The sequence below is a fragment of the Enterobacter cloacae complex sp. GYL001 genome, from assembly GCF_049237125.1.
GTDB classification, from domain to species: domain Bacteria; phylum Pseudomonadota; class Gammaproteobacteria; order Enterobacterales; family Enterobacteriaceae; genus Enterobacter; species Enterobacter hormaechei_C.
Genome location: NZ_JBMKGW010000009.1, coordinates 38,915 through 52,215, shown reverse-complemented (window position 1 = coordinate 52,215; position 13,301 = coordinate 38,915). Strand labels below are relative to the sequence as shown.

Below are 13,301 nucleotides of genomic sequence, written 5' to 3'. Positions count from 1 at the left end.
GCAGGGACGTTATCCGATCAGGCTCTCGGAAGAGGAGATCAGTTTCGGGTTCAGGCAATTTTCGTAGTAGGCCTGGATTTCTGCCAGCCGCGTGCGGGAACGCTGATAGCGGCGTACGGCCTGATAACCGTTCCAGACAATGCACGCCAGCATTGCAATCAGCAGCAGGGATGTCCCTATATAGCGCCACAGGCCAGCGCTATCCGGCATACGGTGCAGGCCAATATGACGCGTGCCGTTGGCGTCGGTAAAGAGGGTGGTGACGATCCCTTCCGCGCTGAATGGCGTCTGCATCAGCATCTGCGCCAGACGCTGGAATTCGCTCCACTGCTCCTGGGCAGGATAGTCATAGAGCGAAACCTGCGGATAAGGTTGATCCACCAGGTCGCTGCCTTCATCGCTGGCAATCACAAAACCGCCGGGCGCCGGGCTGTTAAGCGCCTGGGCGGCACGGGTGGTTTCACGCATCACGAAGGGGGCGGTAGAGGTCGCCACCAGGTTATCCAGCGACTCGGCGCTGACCGGACGCAGAAGCACGTTCACACCGTCCAGGCGTCCCGCTTCGGCGCGTTTCACCAGCGCGTCCCAGTCTTTGCTGTTGCCGAGGTTGACCAGCGCGTTCTTGAGCCGGATACAGTCATCCTGGGCGGAACAGAGATCCTCTGTTTTCAGGACGATTTCGCCAAAGTCATCCAGCAGTACCATGCCCGACTTCTGAATAGCCGAACGCAGGGCAGGGCTGACGCGAGAATCATCATCCGGTTTTGGATGGAGCTGGCGATTAATCGTCTGGGTGAGCGCAGTGGCCTTGTTGACCACATCCGATTCCGGCAGCGGCAGCGGAGAGGCGTCATTCCAGATGATCTGAGAGCAGTCGAACGGCGCGAACGGCGAGTTCTGGCGCGTGTTCCAGGCGCCCGGCGTGTGGATATTACACATCCCGGTGCCTTTGAGGCGCAACGTATCTCCCACGCGTACACCCGCTTCTTCGAGCTGCTGTACGCTGATGGCTTCCACAGTTTGCGCCCCTTTGATCCACGACAGGGTAAATTTAATCGGCATATCCAGCGGCACGAAGAGCAGCAGCATGACGAAGATTAACGCGGCACCACCGGCAATCACCGCGCTGCGGAGCCAGTGCTGAAGCGGGAAGTTTTTCACTTCGTCGTGCAGGGATAAGTAGCGCCCCTGGCGTACAACGTGGCGGTCGAGATAGATATCAATATCCGTTTTGTGGCCAAGGTCCTGCGCAATCCACGGCTGCCAGTGGCGCGGATAGATAAGATCGATGATCCCGAGCGAGATATTGTTGATATGTTCCTGATCGTTCTCACCGAACAGTCCCCAGCGTTTTGGGGTTCCGCGCAGGCAGTGAATTTCGCGTAATGACGTTTTTGCCGGCGGAGCAAATATGCCCCACAGCCCGGCGGCCAGAAGAAGTACTGCGCCACCCGCGAGCCACGGAACAAACACGTCCGGCGTCAGCAGGCAGATGAAAAAGAGCAGGAACGAGGCGACAATCAACACCGCTTCGCGAATGCCATCCGGGCGGCTCAGGACGTACTCTTCATGCGTCTCCTGGCGGATGTTCAGCAGTTCGATCTGCTCAGTCTCTTCACCGCGAATAGAGGCCTGCGTTCCGCTTGCGCGTTCCAGCGCAAAGCGTGGCGCTTCCTGAACATATTCGCTCAGAGTATGACCATTGAGGGAGATAACCAGCGGCAGCGTATCGGTATGGATGAGCTCGACGCTGTTTTCGTCGTTAATATACTGCTCCCAGAAGGGAGGCAGGTGCACTTCAACAGAGTCGAGATAGTAACGCCACTTGTTGGGATCGTCGGTTGTAATGCCGTAGCGGGTAATGGAGCGCGTTACGCACAGAACGGTGTCACTTTGGGCGTTCAGGTTGAGCGATACGGGGGCGGCGCTGGCGCCGGTAGGGCCAGGCGAAAGCCGGGATCGGTTCAGCGTGTCGAGATACTGCTCAACGGTGCTGCGTTCCTCTGGCGAAAGCTTGCGCGTGTTTGCCCCGGCAAACGCGTTCAAAAAGGGCAGCCGATAACGGCGATGTACGCGGCGCCTGAATACCCACACCGCAATCGACGCGCAGGCCAGCACAGCAGCGAGAAAAATCAAAATGGTGCTCATGCTTTCCCCATCTTACTTATCTTCTTACAGGTGTTGTCAGTCGCACCTTTTGTACAATGAATGAGATTCTGTGGTCGGCTATCGGCAAGTATGGAGTCTAACTTGAGCATGTTGACGCGCATCCCAGTGACCGGTAATGATAACAAAGCCTGTTCCGGCGCGATATCAGCAAATTCCTGGAAACATTTCAACCTCTTGACATTTGTTTTGAAATGAGAATCGCCTACAGTTACGTTGCATAAATGTAAATAAAGAGCAATTGACATTGCCGAAACCGTGCGGCGTATCGCACAATAAAGCCAGTTCACCCAGCAAAGACCCGTCAAGATGACCAAACCCTTACAAAAGCCCACCATTCTGAATGTTGAAACCGTCGCGAAATCGCGTCTGTTTAATGTCGAAAGCGTGGATCTGGAGTTCAGCAACGGTGTGCGTCGTGTTTATGAGCGTATGCGCCCCTCCTCGCGTGAAGCGGTGATGATTGTGCCCATCGTCGACGAGCACCTGATCCTCATTCGTGAATACGCCGTGGGCACAGAATCCTACGAGCTGGGCTTCTCCAAAGGACTGATCGACCCGGGTGAAACGGTGTTTGAAGCGGCAAACCGGGAGCTGAAAGAAGAGGTCGGTTTTGGCGCGAAAGAGCTGACGTTCCTGAGAAAGCTGAGCATGGCACCGTCCTATTTCTCCAGCAAAATGAACATCGTTGTCGCGGAAGATCTCTATCCTGAATCGCTGGAAGGAGACGAGCCGGAACCGCTACCGCAGGTTCGCTGGCCGCTGGCTCATCTGATGGATTTGCTGGAAGATCCTGACTTTAACGAGGCGCGCAACGTGAGCGCACTGTTCCTGGTGCGGGAGTGGCTGAAGGGACAGGGGCGTTTGTAGCGCCACCATTAAAAACGGCAACCGAAGGTTGCCGTTTTGCATTGACGTTGTAGGCCGGGTCAGGCGTAGTCGCCACCCGGCTTTTTTGTTGGCGTCAGAACAGCTCGTGCGTTTCGCCGTTATCAATCAATTCCGTACCCACCTCATGCACTGCCTGCGTGGTTGGCTGAGTGCCCTCGATGAAATACTCGGCACGGCTGTTACCGCCATTCGCGAGCTGTCCGGTACTGCGGTCGATATTCACCGTCACCACGCCCGGTGGAGGCGTTAGCGGCTGCTCTGGTACGCCCTCGAGAACGGCCTTCATGTATGCATCCCAGGCAGGTTGCGCACTCTTCGCGCCGCCTTCGTAACCGGAAATCTGATCTTTAATCGCGCCAGAGGCGGTCGTGCGCCCCAGATCGCGGCGGTGATCGTCAAAACCAATCCAGACGGAGGTGACAACCCCCGGGCCATAACCTGAGAACCAGGCATCTTTTGAACTGTTGGTTGTCCCGGTTTTTCCGCCGATGTCGTGGCGCTGCAAATCGCGGCCCGCTCGCCAGCCGGTGCCTTGCCAGCCCGGTTCACCAAAGATGTTGGTGTTCAGTGCGCTCTTAATCAGGAACGACAGCGGCGTGCTGATCACGTGCGGGGCATACTCCTGCGCGCCACTCTGGGCGACCAGCGCCTGATTGGCCTGTTCCAGCTGCGGCTGCGGCACCGCCAGATTCTGACGTTCCTGAGAGATCGCCACATCTTCCATATCCTTGTTTTCCAGGACATTGGATTTTGGCGTGTCGCCGTAAATCACCGGAATATCGCATTCAGGGCAGGCAATTTTCGGTTTCGCTTCAAACAGTACGCCGCCCTGATCGTTCTCTATTTTGCTGATGAAATACGGATCGACCAGGAAGCCGCCGTTCGCCATCACCGAGTAGCCTCGCGCAACCTGGAGCGGCGTAAAGGACGCGGAGCCGAGCGCCAGAGATTCAGTATGAACGATGTTTTGCGCCGGGAAGCCAAAGCGTTGCAGATACTCTGCCGCATAATCCACGCCCATCGCACGCATCGCGCGAACCATGACCACGTTCTTCGACTGGCCAAGGCCCTGGCGCAGACGGATAGGGCCAGCGTATTGCGCCGGAGAGTTCTTCGGCTGCCAGTCAGAGCCCGCACCGGCATCCCAGCGGGAAATTGGCACGTCGTTGAGAATGCTGGCGAGAGTCAGCCCCTTATCCATCGCCGCGGTATACAGGAACGGTTTGATGTTCGAACCAACCTGACGCAGCGCCTGGGTCGCGCGGTTAAATTTGCTCTGGTTGAAATCGAACCCGCCAACCAGCGCCATCACGGCGCCGTTCTGCGGATTGATGGAGACCAGCGCAGAGTTTACGTCCGGCACCTGCGCCAGCCACCAGGCATCACCGACCTGACGCACCCAGATTTGTTGTCCGGTTTGTACGACATCGGTCACTTTACGTGGCGTAGGCCCCTGAAGGGTGTCAGAACGGTATGGACGCGCCCAGCGGACACCCTCCATGCGCAGCGAAACGGATGTGCCATCGGCCATCATCGCCACTGCTTCCTGTGGATCGGCCTGGGTGACGACCGCCGGACGCAGCGGGCCATAGGTCGGCAGCGCTTTCAGGGAATCCGTGATTTTTTTACTGTCCCATGCGCCTTCCCCCACTTTCCACAGCACGTTGGACGGGCCGCGATAGCCATGACGCATATCGTAATCCATCACGTTATTACGCACCGCCTGCTGGGCAGCCTGCTGCACCTTGCGGGTCACGGTGGTATAGACGCGATAACCATCTTCATACGCTTTATCACCGTAGCGACTCACCATCTCCTGGCGAACCATTTCAGTGAGATACGGTGCAGAGAAAGCAATTTCCGGCGCATGGTAATTGGCGTCAATAACGTCGCTGCGCGCCTTATCGTACTCAGACTGGCTGATATAGCCTTCGCTCAACATACGCGACAGCACCACGTTACGGCGCGCGGTGGCGCGGTCCAGCGAGTAGAGCGGGTTAAACGTGGATGGCGCTTTTGGCAGGCCGGCAATAGTCGCCATTTCGCTCAGCGTGAGCTTATCGATCGGCTTACCAAAATAGACCTGAGCCGCAGCCCCTACGCCATAGGCGCGGTAGCCCAGATAGATCTTGTTGAGGTAAAGCTCAAGGATCTCGTCTTTGCTCAGCAGTTGCTCAATGCGGATCGCGAGGAACACCTCTTTGATCTTACGCATCAGCGTCTTTTCCGGGCTGAGGAAGAAGTTACGCGCCAGCTGCTGGGTAATGGTACTTGCGCCCTGAGAGGCATGACCGGAGAACAGCGCCACGCTTGCCGCACGGAAAATACCGACCGGATCGACACCGTGGTGCTCGTAAAAACGGCTGTCCTCGGTGGCGATAAAAGCCTTCACCATCACGGGTGGAATTTGATTTAAGGTCAGAGGGATACGACGTTTCTCGCCGTATTGCGCCATCAGTTCACCATCAGCGCTATAGACCTGCATAGGGATCTGAAGCCGCACATCACGAAGCGTGGCGACATCAGGGAGTTGCGGCTCGACATATTTGTACAAACCAATAATCGAGCCTGCTCCCAGCAGAATGCAACAGACTGCAAGGATCAATAAATACTTTACGAACTTCACCGGAGATTTCCCATTTGGTTTAGCCTGGGCAGTTTCTAAACAATCGCGCGGTAGTATAAAGGCAAGCCTGATTCATTGATATAGCCGTCACTCCGACGGGCGATAAGGAGATCGTGAAGCATGGCTTTTAAAACGTGGCAAATAGGCGTTCATATTCAACAGGATAAGGTGGTTGCGGTAGCGCTGACCAGAGAGCGGGCCGGATGGCGTTTACGGCGCTGGTGGGCGGTGCCGCTGTCGGACGGCGTTATCGGGGAAGGCAAAATACTTAAGCCAGAACAGCTGGTTAACGCATTACGTGGCTGGCGGAAAACATTGCCGCACTCGCATCGGGTATTTCTCTCATTTCCGGCGACGCGCGTTCTGCAACGCGCGTTGCCCCGTCCATCCGTTACCTTGCGTGACAGCGAACAGCTCACCTGGGTAGGCGCCGCATTAGCGCGTGAGCTGGAGATGCCCGCCGATACGCTCTGTTTTGACTACGCGCAGGATACGTTCAGCAACACTTTTCAGGTTACCGCAGCGCAAAACAGAGAGGTCGATACCCTGTTGACGCTGGCGAACGCGCTGCGTTTGCGTCTGGCAGCAATCGCCCCGGATGCCGGCGCGCTGGCTAATCTTCTCTCTGCTGTTGCCCCTGCCCGGTGCGTCGCCTGGAGAGATCAACACCAGTGGCTATGGGCGATGCGTCACCAGTGGGGGCGGCGCTATACCACAGAAGCGGCGACGGTGAATGAACTGGCGGCGCTGCTTGCGCTTTCTCCTTCTGATATCGCCGTGTTTGATGCTGCCCGCGATCCCTGGGAAGCGGTGACGCTGTGCCAGCCGCCGTTGCCGGAATGCGGTGCTGATTACACCGTCGCCCTGGCGCTGGCCATGAGCGAGGCGCCGTAATGAGCATGCCCAATCTTTTACCCTGGCGTCGGCAGCAACGTAATCAGCGCCTGCGTTTCTGGGGGCTGCTGTTTGCTGGCTCATGGCTGGTGATGCTGGCGGGGAGTATCAGCCTGCGGGCGACGCAGACTCTCGCGTTACAGGCGTTGCAGAGCGAACTGGCCGGGACACGTGCGGTACAGAAAGTATTGAGAGCCCGTCAGCCGCAGTCAGCGGGGCAGAAAACCCCTTCGCTGCCGTCTGATCCGGCCTGGCAACCTGCGCTGGAGTCCCTTGCCAGCGCAATGCCCCGGCAGGCGTGGCTGACGGCGCTGCGTTATCAGCCACCCTCGCTGACCCTGACCGGCTATACCACCTCACTGCCAGCGCTCTCCGCCATGACCGATGCCCTGAAAGGGGTGACGGGATTTAACCCCGGACCGGCAGGCGAAATGCAACAGGATAGCCAGGGGCGATGGATGTTCTCTTTTCAACTACTTAGCCGGAGGTAGCAGGTGGGTATCTGGTATCAACGCTGGACTGATGCACGTCCTTCCCGGCGCGTCCTTTGCTGGTTGATCGCGTCGGGGCTTGTTGCGTGGGCAATTTGGGGACTGCTGCTCAGGCCCGCTGCTCTGCGTTACGCCGATATTCAGGCGCAGGCCATCAGTGCGAAGCGAATCAACGCCTCGCTGTGGCCAGAGGCCGGACGGAGAGCAGTGGTTACGCAAGTGATGCCCTCGCGGCTCTTTTCTCCCCTGGCTTTTCAGCGTGAGGGCGCAAGGCTGGTGTACTGGAAGCCGCAGCAGAGTGGGGGAGAGCTGGCGCTGGATGCCTCCTGGGGCGCGGTCCCGGCGCTCTTTTCCCGGCTGGCGCTTGAGAACGCGCGGGTGAGTGCGTTTTCCATCACCCCACAGGGCAAACAGTTACGCCTCAGCCTGCAACTGGAGATCGGTCATGCGCAGTAAAGCCCGTTTGCTGATCCTGCTTTCTCCGCTTTTCCTGACCGGGATGCGGGATCCCTTCTCTGTGCCGGAAGAGCGTTGCGCAGCCGGGCAGCTCAGCCAGTGGCGGTATCAGGGGGTAGTTAGCGGCAGCAGGGATATCGGCCTTATGCAGGACGGGCAGAAACTCTGGCACCGGGTAAAAACGCAGATGCTGTTACCGACAGGCTGGCAGGTGAGCGCGATAGATAAACAACAACTGACCGTTGATGTCGGCGACATGTGCGAGCCGAAGCGATGGACATGGCAACGAGAAGGAACGAAAAAAAGTGAAGATAAGGATAGGGCTGTTACTGGCGGCACTCAGCCAGCCCCTGTGGGCCGCGACGCCAAAACCGGTCACCCTGCTGGTGGATGATGTCCCGGTGGTGCAGATATTACAGGCGCTGGTGGCGCAGGAGGATCGCAATCTGGTGGTGTCGCCGGATGTCAGCGGTTCGCTTTCGCTGAATTTAACGCGGGTGCCCTGGAGGCAGGCGCTTCAGACGGTAGTGAACAGCGCCGGGCTGGTATTGCGGGAAGAGGGCGGCATTTTTTATGTGCATACGGCGGCCTGGCAACGGGAGCAACAGACGCGTAAAGAGCAGGAGCGGGCCCAGCGTCTGCTTGACGCCCCGCTGCACTCTCACAGCATTCCGTTTGCTTATGCGGATGCGGCCGAATTGCAAAAAGCGGCAGAAAAGCTCTTAAGCCCGAAAGGCAGTCTCTCCGTCGACAAGCGCACCAACCGTTTTCTGGTCAGGGATAACCAGACGGTGGTGGATATGCTCCAGCGCTGGGCTGTGCAGATGGATCTGCCCGTCGAGCAGGTGGAACTGGCGGCGCAGATTGTGACCATCAGTGAAAAAAGCCTGCGTGAACTGGGGGTGAAATGGAACCTCGCTGACGCAACGGAGGCCGGTAAGGTGGGTCAGGTCACGACGCTGGGGGCGGACCTGTCGGTGGCCAGTGCAACCACCCACGCGGGGTTTAACATCGGGCGCATCAACGGCAGGATGCTGGATCTTGAGTTGTCGGCGCTTGAGCAAAAGCAGCAGGTGGATATCATCGCCAGCCCGCGGCTGCTGGCGTCGCACATGCAGCCGGCCAGCATCAAGCAGGGCAGCGAAATTCCGTATCAGGTTTCCAGCGGCGAGAGCGGGGCGACATCCGTTGAATTTAAAGAAGCGGTATTAGGCATGGAGGTCACGCCGGTGGTCCTGCCGGGCGGTCGCGTGCGCCTGAAACTGCATATCAGTGAAAATATGCCCGGCCAGGTGCTGCAACAGGCAGACGGCGAAACGCTGGCGATCGATAAGCAGGAGATCGAAACGCAGGTAGAGGTAAAAAGTGGGGAAACGCTCGCGCTGGGCGGGATCTTTTCGCAAAAGAATAAAACCGGACGCGACAGCGTGCCCGTGCTGGGCAACATTCCGTGGCTGGGTCAGCTGTACCGCCATGACGGAAAAGATAATGAACGGCGCGAGTTAGTGGTGTTTATCACGCCACGTCTGGTCAGTATTCATTAATGGGTAACGATCCCCGCAATGATTTTGCATTCAGTTTGTTGCAGATGTTTGACGTGGGGCATGAATTAGCATACAAGGAGTACCGATTTGAGTTGGACTTACGTCTTATTTCCTTATGCGCCGGGAACGGTGATTTAATCAGTTGCCAAACAAGCCGGAGTATTGAGATAATTTTTCGTCTGACTCTCGCTCTATTGCAAATGAGGTTTCAGTTCATGTCCTGCTACGCCGGGTGTCTGCGCAGCGGGGATTACCATTAACGAATAGTCTTAGTAGTACCGAAAAAATGGCAGAGAAACGCAATATCTTTCTGGTTGGGCCTATGGGTGCCGGCAAAAGCACTATTGGGCGTCAGTTAGCTCAACAACTCAATATGGAATTTTACGATTCTGATCAAGAGATTGAGAAACGAACCGGAGCGGATGTGGGCTGGGTCTTCGACGTAGAAGGCGAAGAAGGTTTCCGTGACCGAGAAGAAAAAGTGATCAACGAACTCACGGAAAAACAGGGCATTGTGCTGGCAACTGGCGGCGGCTCTGTAAAATCTCGCGAAACCCGCAACCGTCTCTCCGCCCGTGGCGTAGTGGTCTATCTTGAGACGACCATCGAAAAACAGCTGGCACGCACGCAGCGTGATAAAAAGCGCCCGTTGTTGCAGGTTGAAACACCGCCACGTGAAGTTCTGGAAGCTTTGGCCGATGAACGCAATCCTCTGTACGAAGAGATTGCTGATGTGACCATTCGTACTGACGATCAAAGCGCTAAAGTGGTTGCAAACCAGATTATTCATATGCTGGAAAGCAACTGATTCTGGCTTTATATACACTCGCCTGCGGGTAAAAGCATTTAAGGTGGATGTCGCGTCATGGAGAGGATTACAGTTACTCTCGGGGAACGTAGTTACCCTATCACCATCGCGGCTGGTTTGTTTAACGACCCAGCTTCCTTCTTACCACTGAAAGCGGGTGATCAGGCGATGCTGGTCACCAACGAGACGCTGGCTCCGCTTTATCTCAACCGTGTACGTCACCTGCTTGAGCAGGCGGGCGTGAAGGTCGACAGTGTGATTCTGCCCGATGGCGAGCAGTACAAAAGCCTGACGGTACTGGATACCGTCTTTACCGCACTTCTGCAAAAACCGCACGGTCGTGATACAACACTGCTTGCCCTGGGCGGCGGTGTTGTGGGCGATCTGACCGGTTTTGCAGCCGCCAGCTATCAGCGCGGCGTGCGCTTTATTCAAATTCCAACCACGTTGCTCTCACAGGTCGATTCTTCTGTGGGCGGTAAAACGGCGGTTAACCATCCGCTCGGCAAAAACATGATTGGCGCGTTCTACCAGCCTGCCTCGGTGGTGGTGGATCTCGACTGTCTGAAAACCTTGCCAGCGCGCGAACTGGCGTCCGGCCTTGCAGAAGTGATCAAATACGGCATTATTCTTGACGGGGAATTCTTCACCTGGCTGGAAGAGAATATGGATGCGCTGCTGCGCCTTGACGGGCAGGCAATGGCCTACTGTATTCGCCGTTGTTGTGAGCTGAAAGCAGAAGTCGTTGCCGCAGATGAGCGTGAAACCGGCTTACGTGCTTTACTGAATCTGGGGCATACGTTTGGTCATGCGATCGAAGCCGAAATGGGCTACGGTAACTGGCTTCACGGTGAAGCTGTCGCTGCCGGAATGGTTATGGCGGCGCGAGCCTCTGAACGTCTGGGGCAGTTCAGGCCGGTAGAGACAGCACGTATCATCGCGTTGCTTCAACGTGCTGGCTTGCCGGTGAGTGGTCCGCAGGAAATGTCTGCGCAGGCGTACCTTCCCCACATGATGCGCGATAAAAAAGTATTGGCAGGTGAGATGCGTCTGGTACTCCCGCTTGCAATAGGGAAAAGTGAAGTGCGCGGCGGAGTGCCGCACGAAGTCGTACTTGGCGCTATTGCTGATTGTCAGCAGGCGTAACAACTAGAAAGGTCAGACCGCTGTAACAGGTGGTCGTTTTAGCTTCAGGTAAATGCAGAGTCGTTGGCAGAAGCCTTTGAGTGGGGTGTTAAATGGATGAATTCAAACCAGAAGACGAGCTGAAACCCGATCCCAGCGATCGTCGTACTGGTCGTTCTCGTCAATCTTCAGAACGTGATAACGAGCCGCAGATCAATTTTGACGATGTCGAACTGGATGCAGACGATCGTCGCCCTTCGCGTAGCCGTAACGCGCGAAATGAGCGAGAAGACGAGGAGTATGAATCCGAAGAAGAGTTAATGGATGAACAGCCTGTTGAACGTCGTCCGCGCAAACGTAAAAAAGCGGTAGCGGCAAAACCGGCCTCCCGTCAGTACATTATGATGGGCCTTGGCGTTCTGGTGCTGGTCTTGCTGATTGTCGGCATTGGGTCCGCGCTAAAAGCACCTTCTACCAATTCTACCGAGCAGACGGCGTCTGCCGAGAAGAGCATTGACCTGTCTGGTAACGATGCGAGCAACCAGGCGAATGGCGCTCAGCCTGCGCCGGGCACCACTTCCGCAGAGCAGACCGCAGGTAACACCAGCGCTGGCCAGGATATCTCTCTGCCGCCTGTCTCTGCGACCCCGACTCAGGGCCAGGCGCCTGCGACGCCTGAAGGTCAGCAGCGTGTTGAAGTTCAGGGCGATCTGAACAATGCGCTGATGCAGCCGCAGAATCAGGAGCAGGTTAACGCTGCCGTGGTGAACTCCACGCTGCCAACTGAACCAGCCACCGTTGCGCCAGTTCATGGCAGCAATGCCCAGCAGCAAACGGCGACAACGGAAACCAAACCGCGCCAGACGCAGACTGCGCCACGCCAGGAGCGTAAGCAGGCTGTGATTGAGCCGAAGCGTGAGACGAAACCGCAAACCGTGGCAAAAGCGCCAGAAACGAAAGCGCCAGCGCAGACCAAACCTGCTGTGAGCCAGCCGGTTAAAGCGCCAACGCCTGCGGCAACCACTGCACCGAAAGCAACGGCGACCACAACCGCGCCTGCTGCAACAACACCTTCTGCAACAACACCTGCGGCTCCCGCAGCCAAAACGGGCGCTGCATCAGGTAAAACGACGGGCAACGTGGGTTCTTTGCAGTCGGCCTCTTCCAGCAACTACACCCTTCAGCTGAGCAGTTCGTCTAACTATGACAACCTCAACGCCTGGGCGAAGAAATCGAATCTGAAAAACTACGTGGTTTATCAGACGACCCGTAACGGTCAACCGTGGTATGTGCTGGTGAGTGGTATTTATGCTTCCAAAGATGAAGCAAAACGTGCCGTTTCCACGCTGCCAGCCGACGTGCAGGCGAAAAAACCGTGGGCGAAGCCGATTCATCAGGTGCAGGCCGATCTGAAGTAATGTTTAAAGCGCAGGATGCTGTCGGAGCTTTCTCCACAGCCGGAGAAGGTGTAATCAGTTAGTCAGCATGAAAAAAAATCGCGCTTTTCTGAAATGGGCAGGGGGGAAATACCCCCTGCTCGACGATATTAAAAAGCACCTGCCGAAAGGCGAGTGTCTTATCGAGCCCTTCGTGGGTGCTGGATCGGTGTTCCTGAATACCGATTTTTCTCGTTATATCCTGGCGGATATCAACAGCGACCTTATCAGCCTCTATAACATCGTCAAACTGCGTACCGATGAGTATGTGGAAGAGGCGCGGAAGCTGTTTACGCCAGAGAACAACAACCCGGACGTCTACTATCAGTTCCGCGCTGAGTTTAATCAGAGCCAGGATCCGTTCCGTCGCGCGCTGTTGTTTCTTTATCTCAATCGCCATGGCTACAACGGTCTGTGCCGGTATAATCTGCGTGGCGAGTTTAACGTGCCGTTTGGCCGCTATAAGCGTCCCTATTTCCCACAGGACGAACTGTATCACTTTGCTGAAAAAGCGCAGAATGCCGAGTTCTACTGTCTCTCCTATGAAGAGTGCATGGATCTGGCGGGCGTAAACTCGGTGGTCTACTGCGACCCGCCTTACGCCCCGCTCTCTGCGACGGCGAATTTTACCGCTTATCACACCAACAGCTTCAGCCCTGCCGAGCAGGCGCGTCTGGCTGAGATGGCGGAAAAGCTGGTCAGCAAAAGAATTCCGGTGTTAATTTCGAATCACGACACGCCTGATACGCGCGAATGGTACAAAGCCGCGAAGCATTTTCAGGTAAAAGTGCGGCGTAGCATTAGCAGCAACGGCGGCACACGTAAAAAGGTGGACGAACTTCTGGCGCTTTATCGACCCTGAGC

The 13,301-nt window shown here is 56.5% G+C and carries 12 protein-coding genes; 10 read left to right on the top strand and 2 right to left on the bottom strand.

The genetic code is table 11. From position 1 onward, the window contains the following. Window positions 1–9 precede the first annotated feature (9 nt). Window positions 10–2,148 carry an intracellular growth attenuator family protein gene (locus tag ACOTWU_RS16120; RefSeq protein ID WP_126499077.1) on the bottom strand — a complete coding sequence of 713 codons (2,139 nt, stop codon included), beginning with the start codon at window positions 2,146–2,148 and terminating at the stop codon, window positions 10–12. Window positions 2,149–2,475: 327 nt separating this feature from the next. Between ACOTWU_RS16120 and nudE the strand changes: the two genes are divergently transcribed. Then, entirely contained in the window at window positions 2,476–3,036 is a 561-nt protein-coding gene (gene nudE / locus ACOTWU_RS16115) for an ADP compounds hydrolase NudE (protein ID WP_126499078.1), read from the top strand. 94 nt (window positions 3,037–3,130) lie between these two features. Here nudE and mrcA read toward each other — a convergent pair whose 3' ends face one another. Beyond that, complete coding sequence (gene mrcA, locus ACOTWU_RS16110) at window positions 3,131–5,683, bottom strand: peptidoglycan glycosyltransferase/peptidoglycan DD-transpeptidase MrcA (protein WP_126499079.1); 2,553 nt, start codon at window positions 5,681–5,683, stop codon at window positions 3,131–3,133. A 120-nt stretch (window positions 5,684–5,803) separates the two neighbouring features. Here mrcA and pilM point away from each other — a divergent pair, with 120 nt between their 5' ends. The 9 genes from pilM (at window position 5,804) to dam (ending at window position 13,299) form a co-directional block, all read left to right on the top strand. After that, window positions 5,804–6,577 (top strand): pilus assembly protein PilM, encoded by a 774-nt coding sequence (pilM, locus tag ACOTWU_RS16105; protein WP_252049364.1) that lies wholly within the window; start codon window positions 5,804–5,806, stop codon window positions 6,575–6,577. After that, window positions 6,577–7,068, top strand: coding sequence for a PilN domain-containing protein (locus tag ACOTWU_RS16100; RefSeq protein ID WP_252049363.1), 492 nt, complete (start codon window positions 6,577–6,579; stop codon window positions 7,066–7,068). Before pilM ends, ACOTWU_RS16100 begins: the two co-directional genes overlap by 1 nt. A gap of 3 nt (window positions 7,069–7,071) precedes the next feature. Continuing rightward, entirely contained in the window at window positions 7,072–7,524 is a 453-nt protein-coding gene (locus ACOTWU_RS16095; protein WP_023295534.1) for a hypothetical protein, read from the top strand. Next, on the top strand, window positions 7,514–7,918 hold the full coding sequence (locus ACOTWU_RS16090) for a HofP DNA utilization family protein (RefSeq protein ID WP_032669044.1): 405 nt from the start codon (window positions 7,514–7,516) through the stop codon (window positions 7,916–7,918). Before ACOTWU_RS16095 ends, ACOTWU_RS16090 begins: the two co-directional genes overlap by 11 nt. Beyond that, window positions 7,830–9,068: a DNA uptake porin HofQ gene (hofQ, locus tag ACOTWU_RS16085; protein ID WP_126499080.1), complete on the top strand. Its 1,239-nt coding sequence runs from the start codon at window positions 7,830–7,832 to the stop codon at window positions 9,066–9,068. The genes ACOTWU_RS16090 and hofQ overlap by 89 nt, the downstream gene beginning before the upstream one ends. A gap of 286 nt (window positions 9,069–9,354) precedes the next feature. Next, the gene (aroK, locus tag ACOTWU_RS16080; protein WP_003861630.1) at window positions 9,355–9,876 is read left to right on the top strand and encodes a shikimate kinase AroK; all 522 of its coding nucleotides are present in this window, start codon (window positions 9,355–9,357) and stop codon (window positions 9,874–9,876) included. Window positions 9,877–9,933: 57 nt separating this feature from the next. Further along, the gene (gene aroB / locus ACOTWU_RS16075; RefSeq protein WP_047740760.1) at window positions 9,934–11,022 is read left to right on the top strand and encodes a 3-dehydroquinate synthase; all 1,089 of its coding nucleotides are present in this window, start codon (window positions 9,934–9,936) and stop codon (window positions 11,020–11,022) included. Between the two features lie 92 nt (window positions 11,023–11,114). Beyond that, entirely contained in the window at window positions 11,115–12,419 is a 1,305-nt protein-coding gene (gene damX / locus ACOTWU_RS16070) for a cell division protein DamX (protein WP_150317623.1), read from the top strand. A 67-nt stretch (window positions 12,420–12,486) separates the two neighbouring features. After that, window positions 12,487–13,299, top strand: coding sequence for an adenine-specific DNA-methyltransferase (dam, locus tag ACOTWU_RS16065; RefSeq protein WP_015571432.1), 813 nt, complete (start codon window positions 12,487–12,489; stop codon window positions 13,297–13,299). Window positions 13,300–13,301 lie beyond the last annotated feature (2 nt).

Coding starts and splice junctions, on each gene's coding strand:
- pilM (WP_252049364.1), top strand. CDS start 5,804: ATGGCTTTTAAAACGTGGCAAATAGGCGTTCATATTCAACAGGATAAG.
- aroB (WP_047740760.1), top strand. CDS start 9,934: ATGGAGAGGATTACAGTTACTCTCGGGGAACGTAGTTACCCTATCACC.
- aroK (WP_003861630.1), top strand. CDS start 9,355: ATGGCAGAGAAACGCAATATCTTTCTGGTTGGGCCTATGGGTGCCGGC.
- ACOTWU_RS16100 (WP_252049363.1), top strand. CDS start 6,577: ATGAGCATGCCCAATCTTTTACCCTGGCGTCGGCAGCAACGTAATCAG.
- dam (WP_015571432.1), top strand. CDS start 12,487: ATGAAAAAAAATCGCGCTTTTCTGAAATGGGCAGGGGGGAAATACCCC.
- nudE (WP_126499078.1), top strand. CDS start 2,476: ATGACCAAACCCTTACAAAAGCCCACCATTCTGAATGTTGAAACCGTC.
- ACOTWU_RS16120 (WP_126499077.1), bottom strand. CDS start 2,148: ATGAGCACCATTTTGATTTTTCTCGCTGCTGTGCTGGCCTGCGCGTCG.
- damX (WP_150317623.1), top strand. CDS start 11,115: ATGGATGAATTCAAACCAGAAGACGAGCTGAAACCCGATCCCAGCGAT.
- ACOTWU_RS16090 (WP_032669044.1), top strand. CDS start 7,514: ATGCGCAGTAAAGCCCGTTTGCTGATCCTGCTTTCTCCGCTTTTCCTG.